The 14786-nt window shown below is 59.0% G+C and carries 10 protein-coding genes and 1 pseudogene; 4 read left to right on the top strand and 7 right to left on the bottom strand.

Annotation, left to right across the window (positions count from 1 at the left end):
- Positions 1-284 precede the first annotated feature (284 nt).
- Positions 285-665 carry a DUF423 domain-containing protein gene (locus tag JOD69_RS11590; protein ID WP_205781107.1) on the top strand — a complete coding sequence of 127 codons (381 nt, stop codon included), beginning with the start codon at positions 285-287 and terminating at the stop codon, positions 663-665.
- Positions 666-673: 8 nt separating this feature from the next.
- On the opposite strand, the gene JOD69_RS11595 is transcribed toward JOD69_RS11590, so the two are convergent.
- The 6 genes and pseudogenes from JOD69_RS11595 to JOD69_RS11620 all read right to left on the bottom strand — a co-directional run bounded on the left by JOD69_RS11595 (position 674) and on the right by JOD69_RS11620 (position 8815).
- The gene (locus JOD69_RS11595) at positions 674-862 is read right to left on the bottom strand and encodes a hypothetical protein (RefSeq protein WP_077729570.1); all 189 of its coding nucleotides are present in this window, start codon (positions 860-862) and stop codon (positions 674-676) included.
- Positions 863-1057: 195 nt separating this feature from the next.
- Positions 1058-1387, bottom strand: coding sequence for a DUF2288 domain-containing protein (locus tag JOD69_RS11600; protein ID WP_208110007.1), 330 nt, complete (start codon positions 1385-1387; stop codon positions 1058-1060).
- A 241-nt stretch (positions 1388-1628) separates the two neighbouring features.
- Positions 1629-1736 (bottom strand): annotated as a pseudogene (locus JOD69_RS24665) (DUF2934 domain-containing protein); the annotation flags it as partial.
- A gap of 549 nt (positions 1737-2285) precedes the next feature.
- Complete coding sequence (locus tag JOD69_RS11610; protein WP_086134811.1) at positions 2286-3446, bottom strand: hypothetical protein; 1161 nt, start codon at positions 3444-3446, stop codon at positions 2286-2288.
- A 204-nt stretch (positions 3447-3650) separates the two neighbouring features.
- A complete protein-coding gene (locus JOD69_RS11615) occupies positions 3651-7100 on the bottom strand; it encodes a translocation/assembly module TamB domain-containing protein (protein WP_086134812.1) in 3450 nt (1149 codons plus the stop codon).
- Positions 7097-8815 carry an autotransporter assembly complex family protein gene (locus JOD69_RS11620; RefSeq protein ID WP_086134813.1) on the bottom strand — a complete coding sequence of 573 codons (1719 nt, stop codon included), beginning with the start codon at positions 8813-8815 and terminating at the stop codon, positions 7097-7099. The genes JOD69_RS11615 and JOD69_RS11620 overlap by 4 nt, the downstream gene beginning before the upstream one ends.
- Before the next feature lie 101 nt (positions 8816-8916).
- Between JOD69_RS11620 and lysM the strand changes: the two genes are divergently transcribed.
- The gene (lysM, locus tag JOD69_RS11625; RefSeq protein ID WP_077729576.1) at positions 8917-9378 is read left to right on the top strand and encodes a peptidoglycan-binding protein LysM; all 462 of its coding nucleotides are present in this window, start codon (positions 8917-8919) and stop codon (positions 9376-9378) included.
- A 248-nt stretch (positions 9379-9626) separates the two neighbouring features.
- Here lysM and parC read toward each other — a convergent pair whose 3' ends face one another.
- Positions 9627-11861, bottom strand: a complete 2235-nt coding sequence (parC, locus tag JOD69_RS11630; RefSeq protein WP_210023950.1) for a DNA topoisomerase IV subunit A — start codon at positions 11859-11861, stop codon at positions 9627-9629.
- A 315-nt stretch (positions 11862-12176) separates the two neighbouring features.
- On the opposite strand from parC, the gene pyrC reads away from it, so the two are divergent.
- On the top strand, positions 12177-13220 hold the full coding sequence (gene pyrC / locus JOD69_RS11635) for a dihydroorotase (RefSeq protein WP_086134816.1): 1044 nt from the start codon (positions 12177-12179) through the stop codon (positions 13218-13220).
- A 124-nt stretch (positions 13221-13344) separates the two neighbouring features.
- On the top strand, positions 13345-14544 hold the full coding sequence (locus JOD69_RS11640; RefSeq protein ID WP_086134817.1) for a transglycosylase SLT domain-containing protein: 1200 nt from the start codon (positions 13345-13347) through the stop codon (positions 14542-14544).
- Positions 14545-14786 lie beyond the last annotated feature (242 nt).

Raw genomic sequence — 14786 nt, forward strand, 5'->3', positions numbered from 1 at the left:
CCCCGGCGCGGCGACAAGCCGCGTGAGCCCAGGCCGGGCGTGTACCGGGCCTGGGCGGCGGCCCGAAATACCAGGAGGGTATTGACGGGCCTGATTAATAATCCATAAGGCGGCGCTGACCGCGACGATGGATTTAGCCGTTCGGCGATCCTCTGCCGACTCAGCGAATCGCCGAACGGCTGCGTCGGGAAAGGATTCCCGACCTACTCGCAACGCTCTTGTAGGTCGGCAATCCCTTGCCGACGAACCGGAAAACGCTTTTAAAACCCGTACTTGGAGTTATTGTGCACAGGACCTTTCTTCTTCTCGGCGCTGCTGCCGGATTCCTCGGCGTCGCCATGGGCGCATTCGGAGCTCACGGATTACGAGCGGTTCTAGACGAATACCACCTCGCGATTTACCGCACCGGCGTGGAATATCAGATGTGGCATGCGCTGGGTCTTGCCTTGATCGGCATAACGGCCAAACAACTCCCCGATACGCGCCTTCTTGTCAAGGCCGGCTGGTTCATGTTCGCAGGAATCGTACTTTTTTCCGGAAGCCTTTATGTCTTGAGTATCACCGGAGTTCGCTGGCTGGGCTGGATTACCCCCTTCGGGGGCTTGTCGTTTCTCACCGGCTGGTTCCTGCTAGGGCTTTCAGCCTGGCGGCTCGAACGGGAATAACCGACCCTTCAGATCTCCTCGTCGGCGCTCACGGTGGTTTTGCCTCGCTCGTCGTACAATCGGTTGACCGTTTCGAGGAACCATCGCGGGCGGTTGATAATGACGTACAATCCGATCAGCCCGACGACCGGTATCGGAAAAATATCCAATATCATCAAGCCTATCAGCGTGATGAAGCATTTCGCTCTGGTGCTCATAATCTCGGATCCAGACGCTTACTATTAACCCGGCCTATAAATATAGGCCGGGTTAATCCGGGGCAGGGATGCCCCGGCGCGGCGACAAGCCGCGTGAGCCCAGGCCGGGCGTGTACCGGGCCTGGGCGGCGGCCCGAAATACCAGGAGGGTATTTACGGGCCTGATTAATAAGATCGATAGTCTGACCAAGGACTCTAGTGCGCTTTGGGCGGTCGACTCTCTTGCACCAACACCCACGGCGCAACGACCACGGCCCAAAAGGTGCACTTCGAATCGACCCATCGCCTGGCGTGATCGTCGGTCGCCCGCACAACCTGCCCTCTTTGGATCCACTCTTGCAAAGCGCTTTTATCGTCTTCGGCTATCTTTGCCGCAGCCTCGACCAAGTTCAATTCCGGTCCAATAACGATTAAGACGCCTCTGGCGAAATGGCGCTCCAGCTCCTGCCAGCCGATTTGTCCGGTTTCCGCCGCAAGTTTCTGGCGCAGTTCGGTATCGTGCATTTTGGCTGTTTTTAAAGTCATCAAATAAAGGATTGGAATCGAGAAACGCTCGCGAATTCACTGAACCGGCAGCCGCCAAGCTTCGCCTATCGGTCGAATCGCTCGATTATGATCGCAGAAATGGAGGGATAAAAGAGAGTCCTGTTTTTATCCTCATCACATGCGGTGGGGATAAAAAAAGAAGAAGGCAGAAACGGTATATTTGGGTGGGGGATATTTCTGCCTTCTGGGGAAACCGAATCTAGAGAGTCGAAAAACCTGCTTAAAGGGAACCCGCTCTGATTTCCTTTTCAGCCTCTAGCCAATCTTCGACTTCGTAACCTGGAACAAAGCCCCGCTTTTCAGCACGGTAATACGCGGCTTCGGCAATCTTTTGGTTTATCTCGTCATCGGGAAATGGAACCGGATTGCTCGGAGCATCCGACATCAAATCTTCCGACATGTCATCCACGGCTTTCAGCGCTTTCCTAGCCATAGCAAGAGAACCTCCTAATTTCTAATTTCTTTTTCCTTAAAGACAGAAGGGAAACGAGAACCTCCCTGTTCGAAATTGCATCCCAGCCGAACTCGGATTGTCCGGTCACATAGGATCAATTCAAATCCATTGCAACCATCCCGGTTGGATTAAGAATTGTCTCAATCTCCTACGGAACATCCCGGATCCGTCAAGAACGTCCTGTCCTTCGGCAAAAATCCCTCTGCTTCTAAGCCGTATTGCGGTCCTTATTGGAACGTTCCGGTTCCGAACTCGACGTCATCCTTCGGAGGTTTTGCCAGCCTACGGCTGTCGTTCGAGTGGGTGTATTTAACCGTCGTGGTTTCGTGTGGAGAATACGTAAGAGTTCGTATCCTGCCGGATTAGATTGCTACGATTCGCCGTCGTGGGCTTCCGCTCGCAGGAGGACAGCCGGACTACCCTTTACTCCTGGCTCGCATGGCGCAGCTTCTCGAGATCCCACACCTTGGCGGCATCCCAACCGACGGTTACCACCTTGCCCTGCCTCGAGCATGCGATCTGCTCGATGGAACCCTCGTGTGCGAGCACACTTCCCAGCTTTTTGGCCTCCGCAATATCCCAAAGGTATAGATTGCCGCTTTTCGTACCCACCGCTATCCAGCCTTTCCGGCTTTCGCGGCAGAAACCCGCAATCTCGCTGTCATGATCTCCCAAGCTGGCGATGAGTGTGCCTGATCGCGTATCCCAGAGTTCGAGAACAGGCCCCTCGCGAAACGCCACCAAGAAACCGTCCTGACTCAAACCCAGAAGGGATCGGTCGGTATTGAGCTCGGATTGCTTGGCGATCTCCATGGACGCCGCATCCCAAAACCAAACTTCCCTGCCCGAGGCAGTGACCAAAAGGGGCTTGCCGTCGTCCCTGCGAACGAACGCCAAAGCGTCCGATCCCTCATGCGTAGCGCGCAAGAATTTTCCGCTGCTCGGTTCCCAGATTCCGGCCGGTCCACGGGCGATCCACCCCACGGATTTGCCGTCCGGCGAAAATGCGACGGACTTCACGTCGTACCACTCCACGGCGTAGTCCGCCAGCAGCTCTCCTGTTTTTTGATCCCACAACACGAGATACCCGCCTTCGTGCCCGGACATTCCGGCCGCGATCCGGAGGCCGTCCGGAGAATATGCCAAAGCCTCCAAATAGCGACCGCCGCGGGTCTGAAAGCCGTTCTTGTCCCGGATCAACCGCCGTCCCGTAGTCGAATCCCAAAAATATAGGCTGGTTCCGCCCACCGCCAGAATGTCCCGTCCGTCAGGCGAAAAAATGGGAAGGGCGATGCCGGCGCGTGGCGGCAAGTGCGTGCGCTCGAGCCGGGCGACCAATCCCCGCTGGCGCTGAAGCTGATCCAATGCTTTTTCCGCATCCTGCTCGTGTGGACACGCTTGGCAATCCCGCAGATAGTCCAAGTATCCCTCGATGGTATTCTGGGTTTTGGCCTGCTTCCAGGATTTTCGATCCTCACCTTCATCGCCCTGGTAACGAATCAGCGCGACCAGTACCAGCACCGCAAGGCCTAGTACGAACAATCCGATGAGCAGTTTTTGGATAAACGACAACAGCGCGTTCATGATTGAAACAGAATTCCTGAGCGTTTCGATGCAATACCGATGACAAGCTTATTCTTTAAATAACCCTACCGCTACCGGGGTTCATGGAAAGGAATGCTAGCGAACCGATTGCGCCAACGGCAAGCTTGTCCCCTTTCGACGCATTGGCCGATGCGACGCAAGAAATCCGATATCGCTCGTCGACGAGTCGATGACTCCGGAGCGTTATCTCTCCCATTCGAAAAGAATGTCCGCCCCGCTCTGCTCTCCGGTCTCCGATTGAAGCCGCCAATGCTCATTGAGCTTATAGCGCAGCTTGAACACGTTGCTCGACTGGAATATGCCGAGACCGTATTGCAGGTAAAGCCGCGGCGTTAGGTATTTCCCCAAGAATAGCGATGTGGTTTCGGTGCCGTTCGGTGTTCCGACTCCGATCTCGTCCAATAGTCCCCCCAGTCCGAACCGGCTGCTGATTTCTCTCGCGAGCAGACTTCCGGCCGCTCCGCCCAGGGAAGAAGCGGCATTTCTCAGCCTGTCGCCTTCCTCGCGCGGCGCAAAGTCCATGGGTTTTCCGGCGATCAGGTAGGCGAGAATGTCCGCTTCGGGCAACGGCGGTATGGAGTACAAGGAAACGTTGGGGTTCTTGAGCGAGCCGAGTACCCGCACACCGGCCACTACCTGGTCCAGCCTGCGGGTGACGGTAACGTCCAATCCGGGGTTGTCCACCGGCGTGTCCGTGAAAATCAAACGCCCGTCGTCTATGGTCAAGTCAACCCCATAGAAGGAATAGGTACCGTCCTGAACCACGATCTGCCCGGTTCCGCGCGCCTCTTCGTTCGGCTCCTGAACGATTCTTACCCTGCCGCCGATTTCGCCTTGGAAGCCGGCGGCCTTTACTTGAATCTTGTCGCCGAGGACGACTTGAACGTCGCTATGCAGTCGAAACTCTGTTTCCTCCTCGCCCGGTTCGCCGTTGACCAGCACGACGTCCTCGGACGGGGTCACGGCCTGTTCCTTCCTGGGAACGTTGATAAACGCTTCCGGAACATCTACCCGTCCCCGCACATCGATCCGCTGCCGTTCGGTCATGATGTTGATATCCGGCGACAAGTAGACCTTGGCTTCCGGCGTATCGACGCCGAAAAACCGGGTTCCGTCCAGATTCAAGGTCAAGGGCCAGCCCGCCGTACCGTCAAGCCGCCAGAGGCCGCTCATCCGTACGGTTCCGCCACCCGACATCGCGCTCCCTTCGAGCCGGATTTGTCGTCGGTCTACCGAATTCGCCCGCAGCGTCAGATGTTCGATACCGATGCCCAACTGAGGTACGCGAAAACCGGCATCCGGCACGCTGGCCTCGAGATCCAACAAAGGCGCTCTCGCTGTGCCTTCGATCCCTAAATCCGCCCGGAACGAGCCGCTCAAGCCTTCGATTTGCTCCAGCCAAGGTTCGAACACCGCCAAGGTTTCCAAATCGGCGGTCAGACGTCCCGACACCGGCAGATCCTGAAGCTCGGCCAATCGGAAGGTTCCCCGGCTCTCCAGCGCCCCTTGGATGTCCAGGAGTCCCGCCTGACGTATTCCGACTTGCATCGTCAATATTTGGCCGGAAAGATCCGCGTATATCGATGCCGTTTCCGGTCTTATCCGAACCTTCTTCGACTCGTTGACGGTAAGATCGAACGCTAAGCCTTCCGCATCGAGATCCAGAATGCCTTGATCTATCAGATCGTCTTTGCCGCGAAGTACGGCGCTGCCTTCCAGCATGCCCGAGATAGGCATCGGCTCCGGCAATTCAGCCCCGAATAGCTTTAAGGGAACACCCGACACGCGGGCGGCGGCCCACCATTCGCCGCCTTCGGCGATCTCTCCTTCGAAACACCAGCGTGCGTCCCGGTTGGTCAAACAGATTTCCTCGATCTCGCTTCGGGTTCGCCCGAGCTTCAATCTTGCGGGCTCGCGCAGGGTCCAGGAACCCGATCGAGGTTCCTTGAGATCGAACCTGCTCAGTACGCCGCTCCAGGCATCTTCGCGCAACCCGCCTTCCGCTTCGAAGGCTAGCGCATAGGGCGGGCTGTCGATCCGTCCGGTCAATTCATGTCTTTCCCGGCTGCCGCGTCCGGAAAGTCCGATATCCATGGTATAGGTGTCGAAGCGGACCGAATTCCCTTGTAGATCGAAGGTCAACGGCGCATTGGGCGCGGCGCCCGCATTGAGCGTCAGGCTCAAATCCCGTGCGCCGTACTCCTGGTATTTCAAGCCGGCGGCATTGAGCTCCGCTTCGACGGCAGGCGCCGATCGGGCTCCTTCCAGCTTTCCGCTGCTCGTCATCCGGCCTTTGGCGCCCGGCAGCCAGATTCCCAAATCGTCGGACCTCAGTGTCCAGCGGAGATTCAACTGCGGCCCCCAAGCGCCGTCCACCACCAGGGCCGTGGACACGCTGTTCACGCGAAAATCCCGGAACACGACGGCGTCTTCCGGAAATCCGATGTTTCCTTTCGCCTGAACCCGCTGATCCCTTATCAGCCCGTCAAGTTCGACCCGGACATCCGAGCGGGTTCCGGCAACGGTCAACCTTCCTTCGGGACTCCGCCATGCGCCATCCGCTTGCGGCGGCCAGAGCAGGTTCTTCCATCGGGCCTCCAGATCGATTTCCGGTGTTTCCTGAAGACCGCGAACCTGCCCCGAGATAGCGATCTCCGTTCCGGTCTCGGGGAGCCTCAGGATGAGCGCTTCGAGCGCAAGTTCGCCGGGGTCCCGGTAGCTCAGGTCCAAGCGCCCTCGCGCTTGGCCCACGTCCGGCACGGTCAACGCGAAATCTCCGGAAACCTTGGCTGTGCGGCTGGTGCCCTCGCCTTTCAACTGTGCGGAGAACGGCCACGCCTTCCAGTCCCGATCGAGCCGGTCCAACGGAAATTCGGGAAGATCGACCTCGGCATTCCAAGCGAGGGAATTTTCTCGGATCAAGACCTCCGCCGTCACGCGCATTGCCGTCGGAGCCGTAATCCGCTGGACCGTCGAAATCCGCTCCAGGTCTCCTGTAATCCTTCCGGTTCCGGCGATTTTCGGCCGGTCCGGCAGCTCCACGGTCCATGCGGTATCGAGGTCGATAGGTCGTTCTTCGCCGGGAGCGATGGTTCCGCCGAGCGACGCGCTGACCTCGGGCGTTTTTACGCTGAGCCGTTCGACCATCATGCGGCCTTCGCGAAGTTTCAGACCCGCATCGATCCGTTCCAGACGGATCGGCTCCGCCGATTCGGACGACTGCCAGCTTGCATCGCGAATCTCGATCTCGTCGATCGCTATATCCAGCGGCAGACGTAAATCGGGCAACCGGGGGGCTTTCGGCTCCGGCGCGGCTTCGGCGATCTGCACGACTCGGACATCCCTCAAGCGAACCGTGTCGAGATGCAATCTTCGGTGCAGCAAGGCCCTCGGTCGCCATTCGATCTCGAGTTCCCGGAGGTCTATGCTCAATCGCTCATCCCGGTAACTCAGATCCTTAAGCGAAAATCCGCCCAGCACCGAGCCTGAGGCAGGGCCGATTTTCAAACCGCCGACCCCACGCTCCACGCCGCGAACCAGCCATGTTAGGCCGATCTCGGTCGAGAGCAGCGCGTAGCCGACGGCGGCGAGAACAAGAAATACGACCAGTACGGCTGCCGTCAGGCGCTTCATAAATCGGGACCCAGAATCAGATGCACCTGAAACGAGTCCTCCGCCCTCGACAGGGGCACGGCGAAATCGAGCCGAACCGGACCTATGGGCGAACGCCAGCGGGCTCCCAGGCCGACACCATGACTGAACGGTTCGTCGAAATGATTGGCGGCACGTCCGACATCGTAAAAGACGGCCACGCCCCAAGGGCCGAACAGCGTCCGCTCGTATTCGATGCTGCCGACGGTCAGGTAGCGCCCGCCTATGCGGTCCCCGTCCGCATTCCTCGCGCTGATCTCGTTCAGACGATAACCGCGCACGGACCTGTCGCCGCCGGCATAAAAGCGTTGCGTGAGCGGCAGCTCGCTGAATTCGTCGGTCGCGATATAGCCGAGCTGGGCGCGCGCGATCAGCCGGTTGCGCTCCCCCAGGCTGTAGATCCCCTTGGCGTTGAGCCGCAGCTTGAAAAACGAAACATCGGATAGCAGGTCTTTCGAAGCTCCGTTCCCGATCAGGTCGATACGCGCCCCGCGCTCGGGATTCAGCACGTTTTCCGAGCTCAACCAGGTATAACCCAGGCTCGGAAGCAACAAAACCGCAGTCTGCGGACCCTCGCCCACATCGAAACGCTCGCGCTGCAGATCCAGCGACAATACTTCCCGCAAACCCCAACGGGCGGTCGAATGCCTGATGCCGATGCGTGCGACTTCGGCTGTACCGGCCAGGGTATCCTCGGTGCCGATTTGCGCGGCAAAGCCGAGCTGATCCTTTTCCGGACGCTTCAAGGGAATGGCGTATAGCGCGTCGAGTTCGGTACGGATGAGCGACAGCCGCAGGTCGGCGTAGAAGCTATGTCCATGGCGATTCAGGTAACGATTGCGATAGCCCAGGGTTAAGCGCGGGCCGGTGTCCGTGCCGTATCCGGCACCGGCCTGAAACCGGTTTTTCGGCTGCATTGCCAATGAAACCGAAACCGGGACCTGTCGAGCATCCGCCTGCTCGGGGTGCGGGATGACGTCGGCCTTGCTGAAATAACTGCTGTCGAGCAGGTTTTTCTGAAGCCTGGTCAGGGTCGAAGAACGAAAAGGTTCGCCCGCGTGGAAATTCACGAAACGTTCGAGCAGCGACGGCTTGAGCGGCGTTTCCGAGAATGAGACTTCGCCGAAGCGGTAACGTTTGCCGGTATCGAAATGCAGATGGATCTCGGATCGGTAATCCGAAAGATGCACCAAAATTTCAGCACGGCTGAAGCTGGCGTCGAAAAACCCGAACTCGGTCGCGGCTTCCGAGAACGCCTCCTTTCCCTTTTCGTAACGGGTATGGTCGAGAACATCACCCTCCTTCAGCGGAAAGCGTGCAATCAAGGTTTTGAATTCCCGCAGTTCGAGACCTTCGCCCGTCAAGCGGACATCCACTTCGCTCAGCTTGATCGGATCTCCCGGATCGATTCGGTAGACCGCCAGCCAGCCCGGCCCTTCGCGCGTCAACGCCGCGTCGATTTTCGGGCGGTAGTACCCGAACGGTTCCAGCGCTCTTCGGATCTCGTCCGGCGCGCGCTCGTGAGCGATGCGAATCCTGTGCGGGTCGCTCATGCTTTCCGCCTGGGCGATGGTCAGCAGCGCACGGACGTTTCTTTCCAGCCTCTCGTCGAGCCCCTCGATTCTGATCGCAACCTGTTCGGCGCTCCATGCGGATGCGAAACATAGCAAGCAACTGAGCAATAAGATCCACCGCACCCCTGTTCCCCGTAATCCCGTTTGCGCCGAATAAACTCGCAGCACAGATGGTCTAATGATCGCAGAGGCTACAAACACGGAAAAGCAAAGGAGTAACAATCATGGGACTTTTCGATTTTGCAAAGGACATCGGACATCGGCTCTTCAGCGAGGAAGGCCAGGCCGCCCGAAAAATAGAAGAGCACATCAACGAAAACAATCCCGGCATCAAGAACCTGAAGGTGGATTACCGTGATTCCGTCGCCTATCTCTCCGGCGAGGCGGACTCGGCGGAGGCTTTGCAGAAAGCCGCACTGATGGCCGGCAACATCAAGGGCGTCGAAGCGGTGAAGGTGGAAGGCGTCAAGCTGCCGGCAGGCGTAGCTAGCCCCCAGGCGGCGGAGACCTACGGCGACACGCAGTACTACGTCATCCAGTCCGGCGACACCCTTTCCAAAATCGCGCAGCAGTTCTACAAGGATCCCAACAAGTATTCGAAGATTTTCGAAGCGAACCGCGAGGTCATCAAGAACCCCGACCTGATCTTTCCGGGGCAGAAGATACGGATTCCGACCGAGCATTAGAGAGCTGGCGACCGATAACGCCTCGTTCTCCTCGAAACCGATTGTGGGGTGGGTTAGGCACGCATCGCACGGAATCCACAAAGTTCCAGCGGAGTTTCCGCGTGCCGTAACCCACCGGACAAGGCCGCGGTGTCGGTGGGTTACGGCGCGCAGAGAGTCCTGCGATCACGGCATCGTTCGTGGTCATGCGCGCCTAACCCACCCTACACCAGGAGCGCCAATCGGAACCTTGTTTCCGGCCACGTCCCTCAGACTAGGAGCGTCAGTTGCTCCACCCGCTGAAAGCCTTTCGGCAGCGGATTTCCGCGCCGCGCGCGCGATCCTTGGTAATGGGCCAGATCCTTGGCCGTCACGCTCAGGCTACGCTTGCCGCAGTGAACCTTCAGACCGGCGTCGGGGGGCACGGCAGTCATGGCTACTACGTAATCCTGCCGCGCGGCCAGATCCGCCGGTTGAATCTGGATCAGCTTATTGCCTTTGCCCTTGTTGAGGACCGGGATCTCGCTGATGGGGAATACCAGAAACCGGCCTTGCGCGGTGGCGATCGCCACCAGATCGGACTCGGGTTGACCGACCAGTACCGGCGTCAGGACCTTCGCATGTTCCGGTACCGTCAGCAGGGCTTTGCCCGCCCGGTTCTTGGTGTGGAGCTCCTTGAGCTGGGTAATGAAACCATAGCCGCTGTCGGTCGCGAACAGATACCAGCCGTCGTCCGCACCTGCCAGCACTGCCTTGAACAGCGCACCCGGCGGCGGGTTGAGCCGTCCGGTCAGGGGTTCTCCCTGGGAGCGGGCGGATGGGAACTCATGGGCCGGCACGGCGTAACTTCGGCCCGTTGAATCGAGGAAATAGGCCGGCTGGTTGCTGCGCCCGAGCGCGGCAGAGAGAAAGCTGTCGCCGGACCGGAAAGCGAGCGTGGTCGGATCGATATCATGCCCTTTGGCGGCGCGAATCCAGCCTTTTTCGGAAAGAATGAGCGTGACCGGCTCGCTGCCGATCACCACGGTAATGTCCAGGGCTTGGGACGCCTGGCGAGCGACGATGGGGGAACGGCGCGCATCGCCGTATTTTTCGGCGTCCTGTTTCAGCTCGTTCTTGATCAAAGCGTTTAGCTTCTTCTGTGAACCCAGCGTGGCTTCGAGGCTGGCCCGTTCCTTTTCCAGCTCGTCCTGTTCGCCGCGAATCTTGATTTCCTCGAGCTTGGCCAGATGACGCAGCTTCAGTTCCAGAATGGCCTCGGCCTGCACGTCGCTCAGCCCGAAACGCTCCATCAGCACGGGCTTAGGTTCGTCTTCGTTCCGGATGATCGCGATCACCTCGTCGATATTGAGGTAGGCGATCAGCAAGCCTTCGAGGATGTGCAAACGCGCGATGACCTTGTCCAGCCGGTACTGAAGCCGCCGGCGCACGGTCTCGGTGCGGTAGCTCAGCCATTCCAGCAGGATTTCCTGAAGATTCTTGACCTGCGGCTTGCCGTTCAGCCCGATCATGTTGAGATTGACCCGGTAGGTCTTCTCCAGATCGGTGGTCGCGAACAGATGCGACATCAGTTGATCCGCGTCGATGCGCCGCCCGCGCGGCATGATGACCAGCCGGGTCGGGTTTTCGTGATCGGATTCGTCGCGGAGATCTTCCACCATGGGGAGCTTCTTCGCCTGCATCTGGGCGGCGATCTGTTCCATGATCGCGTTGCCGGACACCTGGTGAGGCAAAGCGGTGACGACGATATTCCCTTCTTCCAGCTCCCACCGCGCCCGCAAGCGGATCGAACCGTTCCCGGTCTGGTACATGCGGACGATATCTTGGCGCGGGGTGATGATCTCGGCTTCAGTCGTGAAATCCGGCCCCTTGATCGAGTCGCATAGCTCTTCGACGCTGAGCCGGGGGTCGTCCAACAAACGAATGCAGGCTCCGACCACCTCGCGCAGGTTATGCGGCGGAATATCCGTCGCCATGCCTACCGCGATGCCGGTCGAGCCATTCAGCAGCACGTTCGGCAAGCGCGCCGGCAGCAGGGCCGGTTCGTCGAGGGTGCCGTCGAAGTTCGGCAACCAGTCGACCGTACCCTGCTCCAGCTCCGACAACAGGGTCTGCGCGTACGGCGTCAGGCGCGCCTCGGTATAGCGCATGGCTGCGAAGGATTTGGGATCGTCCGGCGAGCCCCAGTTCCCCTGTCCGTCGATCAAGGGATAGCGGTACGAAAACGGCTGGGCCATCAACACCATGGCCTCGTAACAGGCCGAATCCCCGTGGGGATGGTATTTACCCAATACGTCGCCGACCGTGCGGGCGGATTTTTTATATTTGGCCTGGGCCGATAAACCCAGCTCGGACATGGCGTAGACGATGCGTCTTTGCACCGGCTTGAGTCCGTCGGCGATATTGGGCAAGGCACGGTCGAGAATGACGTACATGGAATAATCCAGGTACGCCTTCTCGGTGAAATCTTTCAATGGTATGCGTTCGTGGGAAACGGAATTCACGGTTTTTTCGGTAGAGAGTGAGCGATTGATAAACAGAAGAGCCTGGGCGGTTGCATCTCCGCCTCTGTGTTAGCTGATCATTTTAAGTCCTTTCGCAGCCGCCTGCCTTATCGCGGTTATGCTCGTTCCCAATCTCCGGATTGGGAACGCTGCCTTGGAAGCTCCGGCTTCGCGAAATACGGCAAGCAGGAGCTTGCAAAACCCGGTTCCCAAACCGGAGCTCGGGAACCGGCACATCGTGGGTTTGTGCTGCCCGTCAAACCACGGCAGCGCCGAATCTTGTAAGATTGCGTCTTTAAACATCCACTGCCATCCATGCAACGACTGACCATCACCTGCCCTGACGACTGGCATTTGCACCTCCGCGACGGCGCCGCCATGCGCGACGTGCTGCCGGACAGCGCACGGCAATTCAGCCGAGCCGTCATCATGCCCAATCTGAAGCCGCCGGTCACCACCGTGGCGGACGCCCTCGCCTACCGCCGCCGCATTCTGGACGCCTTGCCCGCCGGGCTCGAATTCGATCCGCTGATGACGCTCTATCTCACCGAGGGAACCTCGCCCGAGGAAATTCGGCGGGTTGCCGAGGAACCCGAGATCGTGGCGCTGAAACTTTATCCCGCCGGCGCGACGACGCATTCGGAAGCCGGGGTCGCCACCCTCGAAAAGATCTATCCGGTGTTCGAAGCCATGGAGCGATACGATGTGCCCTTGCTGGTGCATGGCGAAGTGACGGATGCCGAGGTCGATATCTTCGACCGCGAAAAAGCGTTCATCGACAGGCATCTGACCGCCATCGCAAGCCGATTTCCGGCGCTCCGCATCGTTCTGGAGCACGTCACCACACGGGACGGCGTCCAATTCGTGCGGGACGGCGGGCCGAACATCGCGGCTACCATTACCGCCCATCATCTGCTTTATAATCGCAACGCCCTGCTGGCCGGAGGCGTTCGTCCCCATTTTTACTGCCTGCCGGTATTGAAACGCGAAACTCATCGCCTGGCCTTGGTCGAGGCGGCAACCAGCGGCAACCCAAATTTTTTCCTGGGAACCGACAGCGCGCCTCATCCACGCAGTCAAAAGGAATCGGTCTGCGGCTGTGCCGGGTGTTATACCGCCCGCGGGGCGCTCGAGCTCTATGCGACGGTTTTCGAATCCGCCGGTGCCCTGGACAAGCTCGAAGCGTTTGCGAGCTTCAACGGCCCGGATTTTTACCGTCTGCCGCGCAATCAGGCAAAAATCGCGATCGAGAAATCCGAGTGGAAGATGCCCGAGGCCATCCCATTCGGTGACGATACCCTGGTGCCGCTCAGGGCGGGCGAGACGATAGGCTGGCGTGTTGTCGAGCGGCTACGATAAACGATAAATCACGCGTCAGACACTCCATTGCTGGAATCGAGGCAGTCCATGGACGGAATTCGGAACTTCCACTAACAGGTGATTCGTGTCCGGTCCCAAGTCGATCTCCAAAGAGAAATCTTCGATGCCTCCTGCTTCGTCCTCCGATTCATTCCTGGCGGCGCCGAGCAAGCCACTCAAGCCCGTACAAGGCGAGCTGGACTTGGTCCCTCCTGCCTCATCCCCTCCCAAAAAGCGGCGATCCAATAACGCGGCCAAGCCGAAAAAGAAACGGACACAGGCCAAGAAAGGCGCCGAGCCCGCGGCAAAACTGAACCCGTGGCGATGGGTCGCCGTTATCGGCACCGAAATCCTGGCATTGGCTGCGTCCGCCCTCATCGGAATCATCGCGGTATTCGGACGCTCGGTGGATTGGTTTGCCGGAACCGGATTATGGTCCAATCTGCTTCCGTTCGCCGCAATGGTACTCGCCGTAGGGATCGCAAATGCGGTGCTGTTGCGCCTCTGGCTGGGCATGCGCGCCAAGCTGGTGCTCAAAGGCATGATTCTGCCTGCGATCCTGGCGGTTTTCGTCGCCGTCGCAGCCGGCTGGTTCGCCGCCCAGGAAGAATTCGGCCGCGATCTCGGCAAGCTTCGCAGCCTGGTCGGCGGCATGCAGGAGGCCGAGCGGAACACGATTGCGCATCAGGTGTTTGCCGCCTATCGGCGTTCCGATCTGACTCAAATGCAGCGCATCATCGAGCGAGCCAAAATCTATCTGCCGACGATCCACGAAGCTGCCAAGGCCTTCGATGTCGACCCCGAAGTCATGGTCGGCATCGGCGCTACGGAATCGTCATTCTATCCGCGGGACAGCAAAGACGGAGGCCGCGGACTCTTCCAGATCACCGCTGCCCCGAAGTCGGCGGTCAGCGTCGTCAAGAAACATCTGGATGTCGACCATCTGGACATGCTCAACCAGCGCCACAATACCTTCGTAGCCGCGGCGACCCTGCGTCTTTATCTGGCGGAGATGCGCGGCGATTTGTTCCTCGGTCTTCTCGCCTACAATATCGGGCCGGCCAACGGCGGTTTGCGCTCGATCATGACGCAGTACGGCGCGCGCGACTTCGTGACGATCCAGCCCTATCTGCAAAACCTTCCGCGCGATTATCCGATCCGGGTTTTGACGGCCGCCCTGGCTTATCGATTGTGGCACACCGAAGGGCGGCTCCCGCGTTATGAGGAAGGCAGCAACGCCATGCACATCCAGAGCGTCGGCATACCCGGCTTGAATCAGGGATTCTCGCCGAAAATAAGCATCGGCAAGGACAAAGCAGCCTAAAAAGTGGCGAAACCGGCTAAGTACATCCCATAAAGTTCTGCGGAAAGGGCGTACACTGGTGGCATGAAAGCCATCCTGATCCCCCCGTTGGGCAAAGCGCAACAGAGTGAGTTAGACACCCTGTATCGAAAGACCAAGGACCCACGGCTCCGAACTCGTGCCCAGATGGTCTTGCTCTCGGCCGAGCGGGGTCTCAAAGCGCTGGAGATCGCGGGGATCGTGCGGGAGAGCGAGGACACCGT

The organism is Methylocaldum sp. RMAD-M, from assembly GCF_017832375.1.
Classification (GTDB): domain Bacteria; phylum Pseudomonadota; class Gammaproteobacteria; order Methylococcales; family Methylococcaceae; genus Methylocaldum.

Excerpts from the sequence above, each read along its gene's own strand:
- JOD69_RS11595 (WP_077729570.1), bottom strand. The coding sequence starts at position 862 with ATGAGCACCAGAGCGAAATGCTTCATCACGCTGATAGGCTTGATGATA.
- JOD69_RS11600 (WP_208110007.1), bottom strand. The coding sequence starts at position 1,387 with ATGACTTTAAAAACAGCCAAAATGCACGATACCGAACTGCGCCAGAAA.
- JOD69_RS11610 (WP_086134811.1), bottom strand. The coding sequence starts at position 3,446 with ATGAACGCGCTGTTGTCGTTTATCCAAAAACTGCTCATCGGATTGTTC.
- JOD69_RS11615 (WP_086134812.1), bottom strand. The coding sequence starts at position 7,100 with ATGAAGCGCCTGACGGCAGCCGTACTGGTCGTATTTCTTGTTCTCGCC.
- lysM (WP_077729576.1), top strand. The coding sequence starts at position 8,917 with ATGGGACTTTTCGATTTTGCAAAGGACATCGGACATCGGCTCTTCAGC.
- pyrC (WP_086134816.1), top strand. The coding sequence starts at position 12,177 with ATGCAACGACTGACCATCACCTGCCCTGACGACTGGCATTTGCACCTC.
- JOD69_RS11640 (WP_086134817.1), top strand. The coding sequence starts at position 13,345 with ATGCCTCCTGCTTCGTCCTCCGATTCATTCCTGGCGGCGCCGAGCAAG.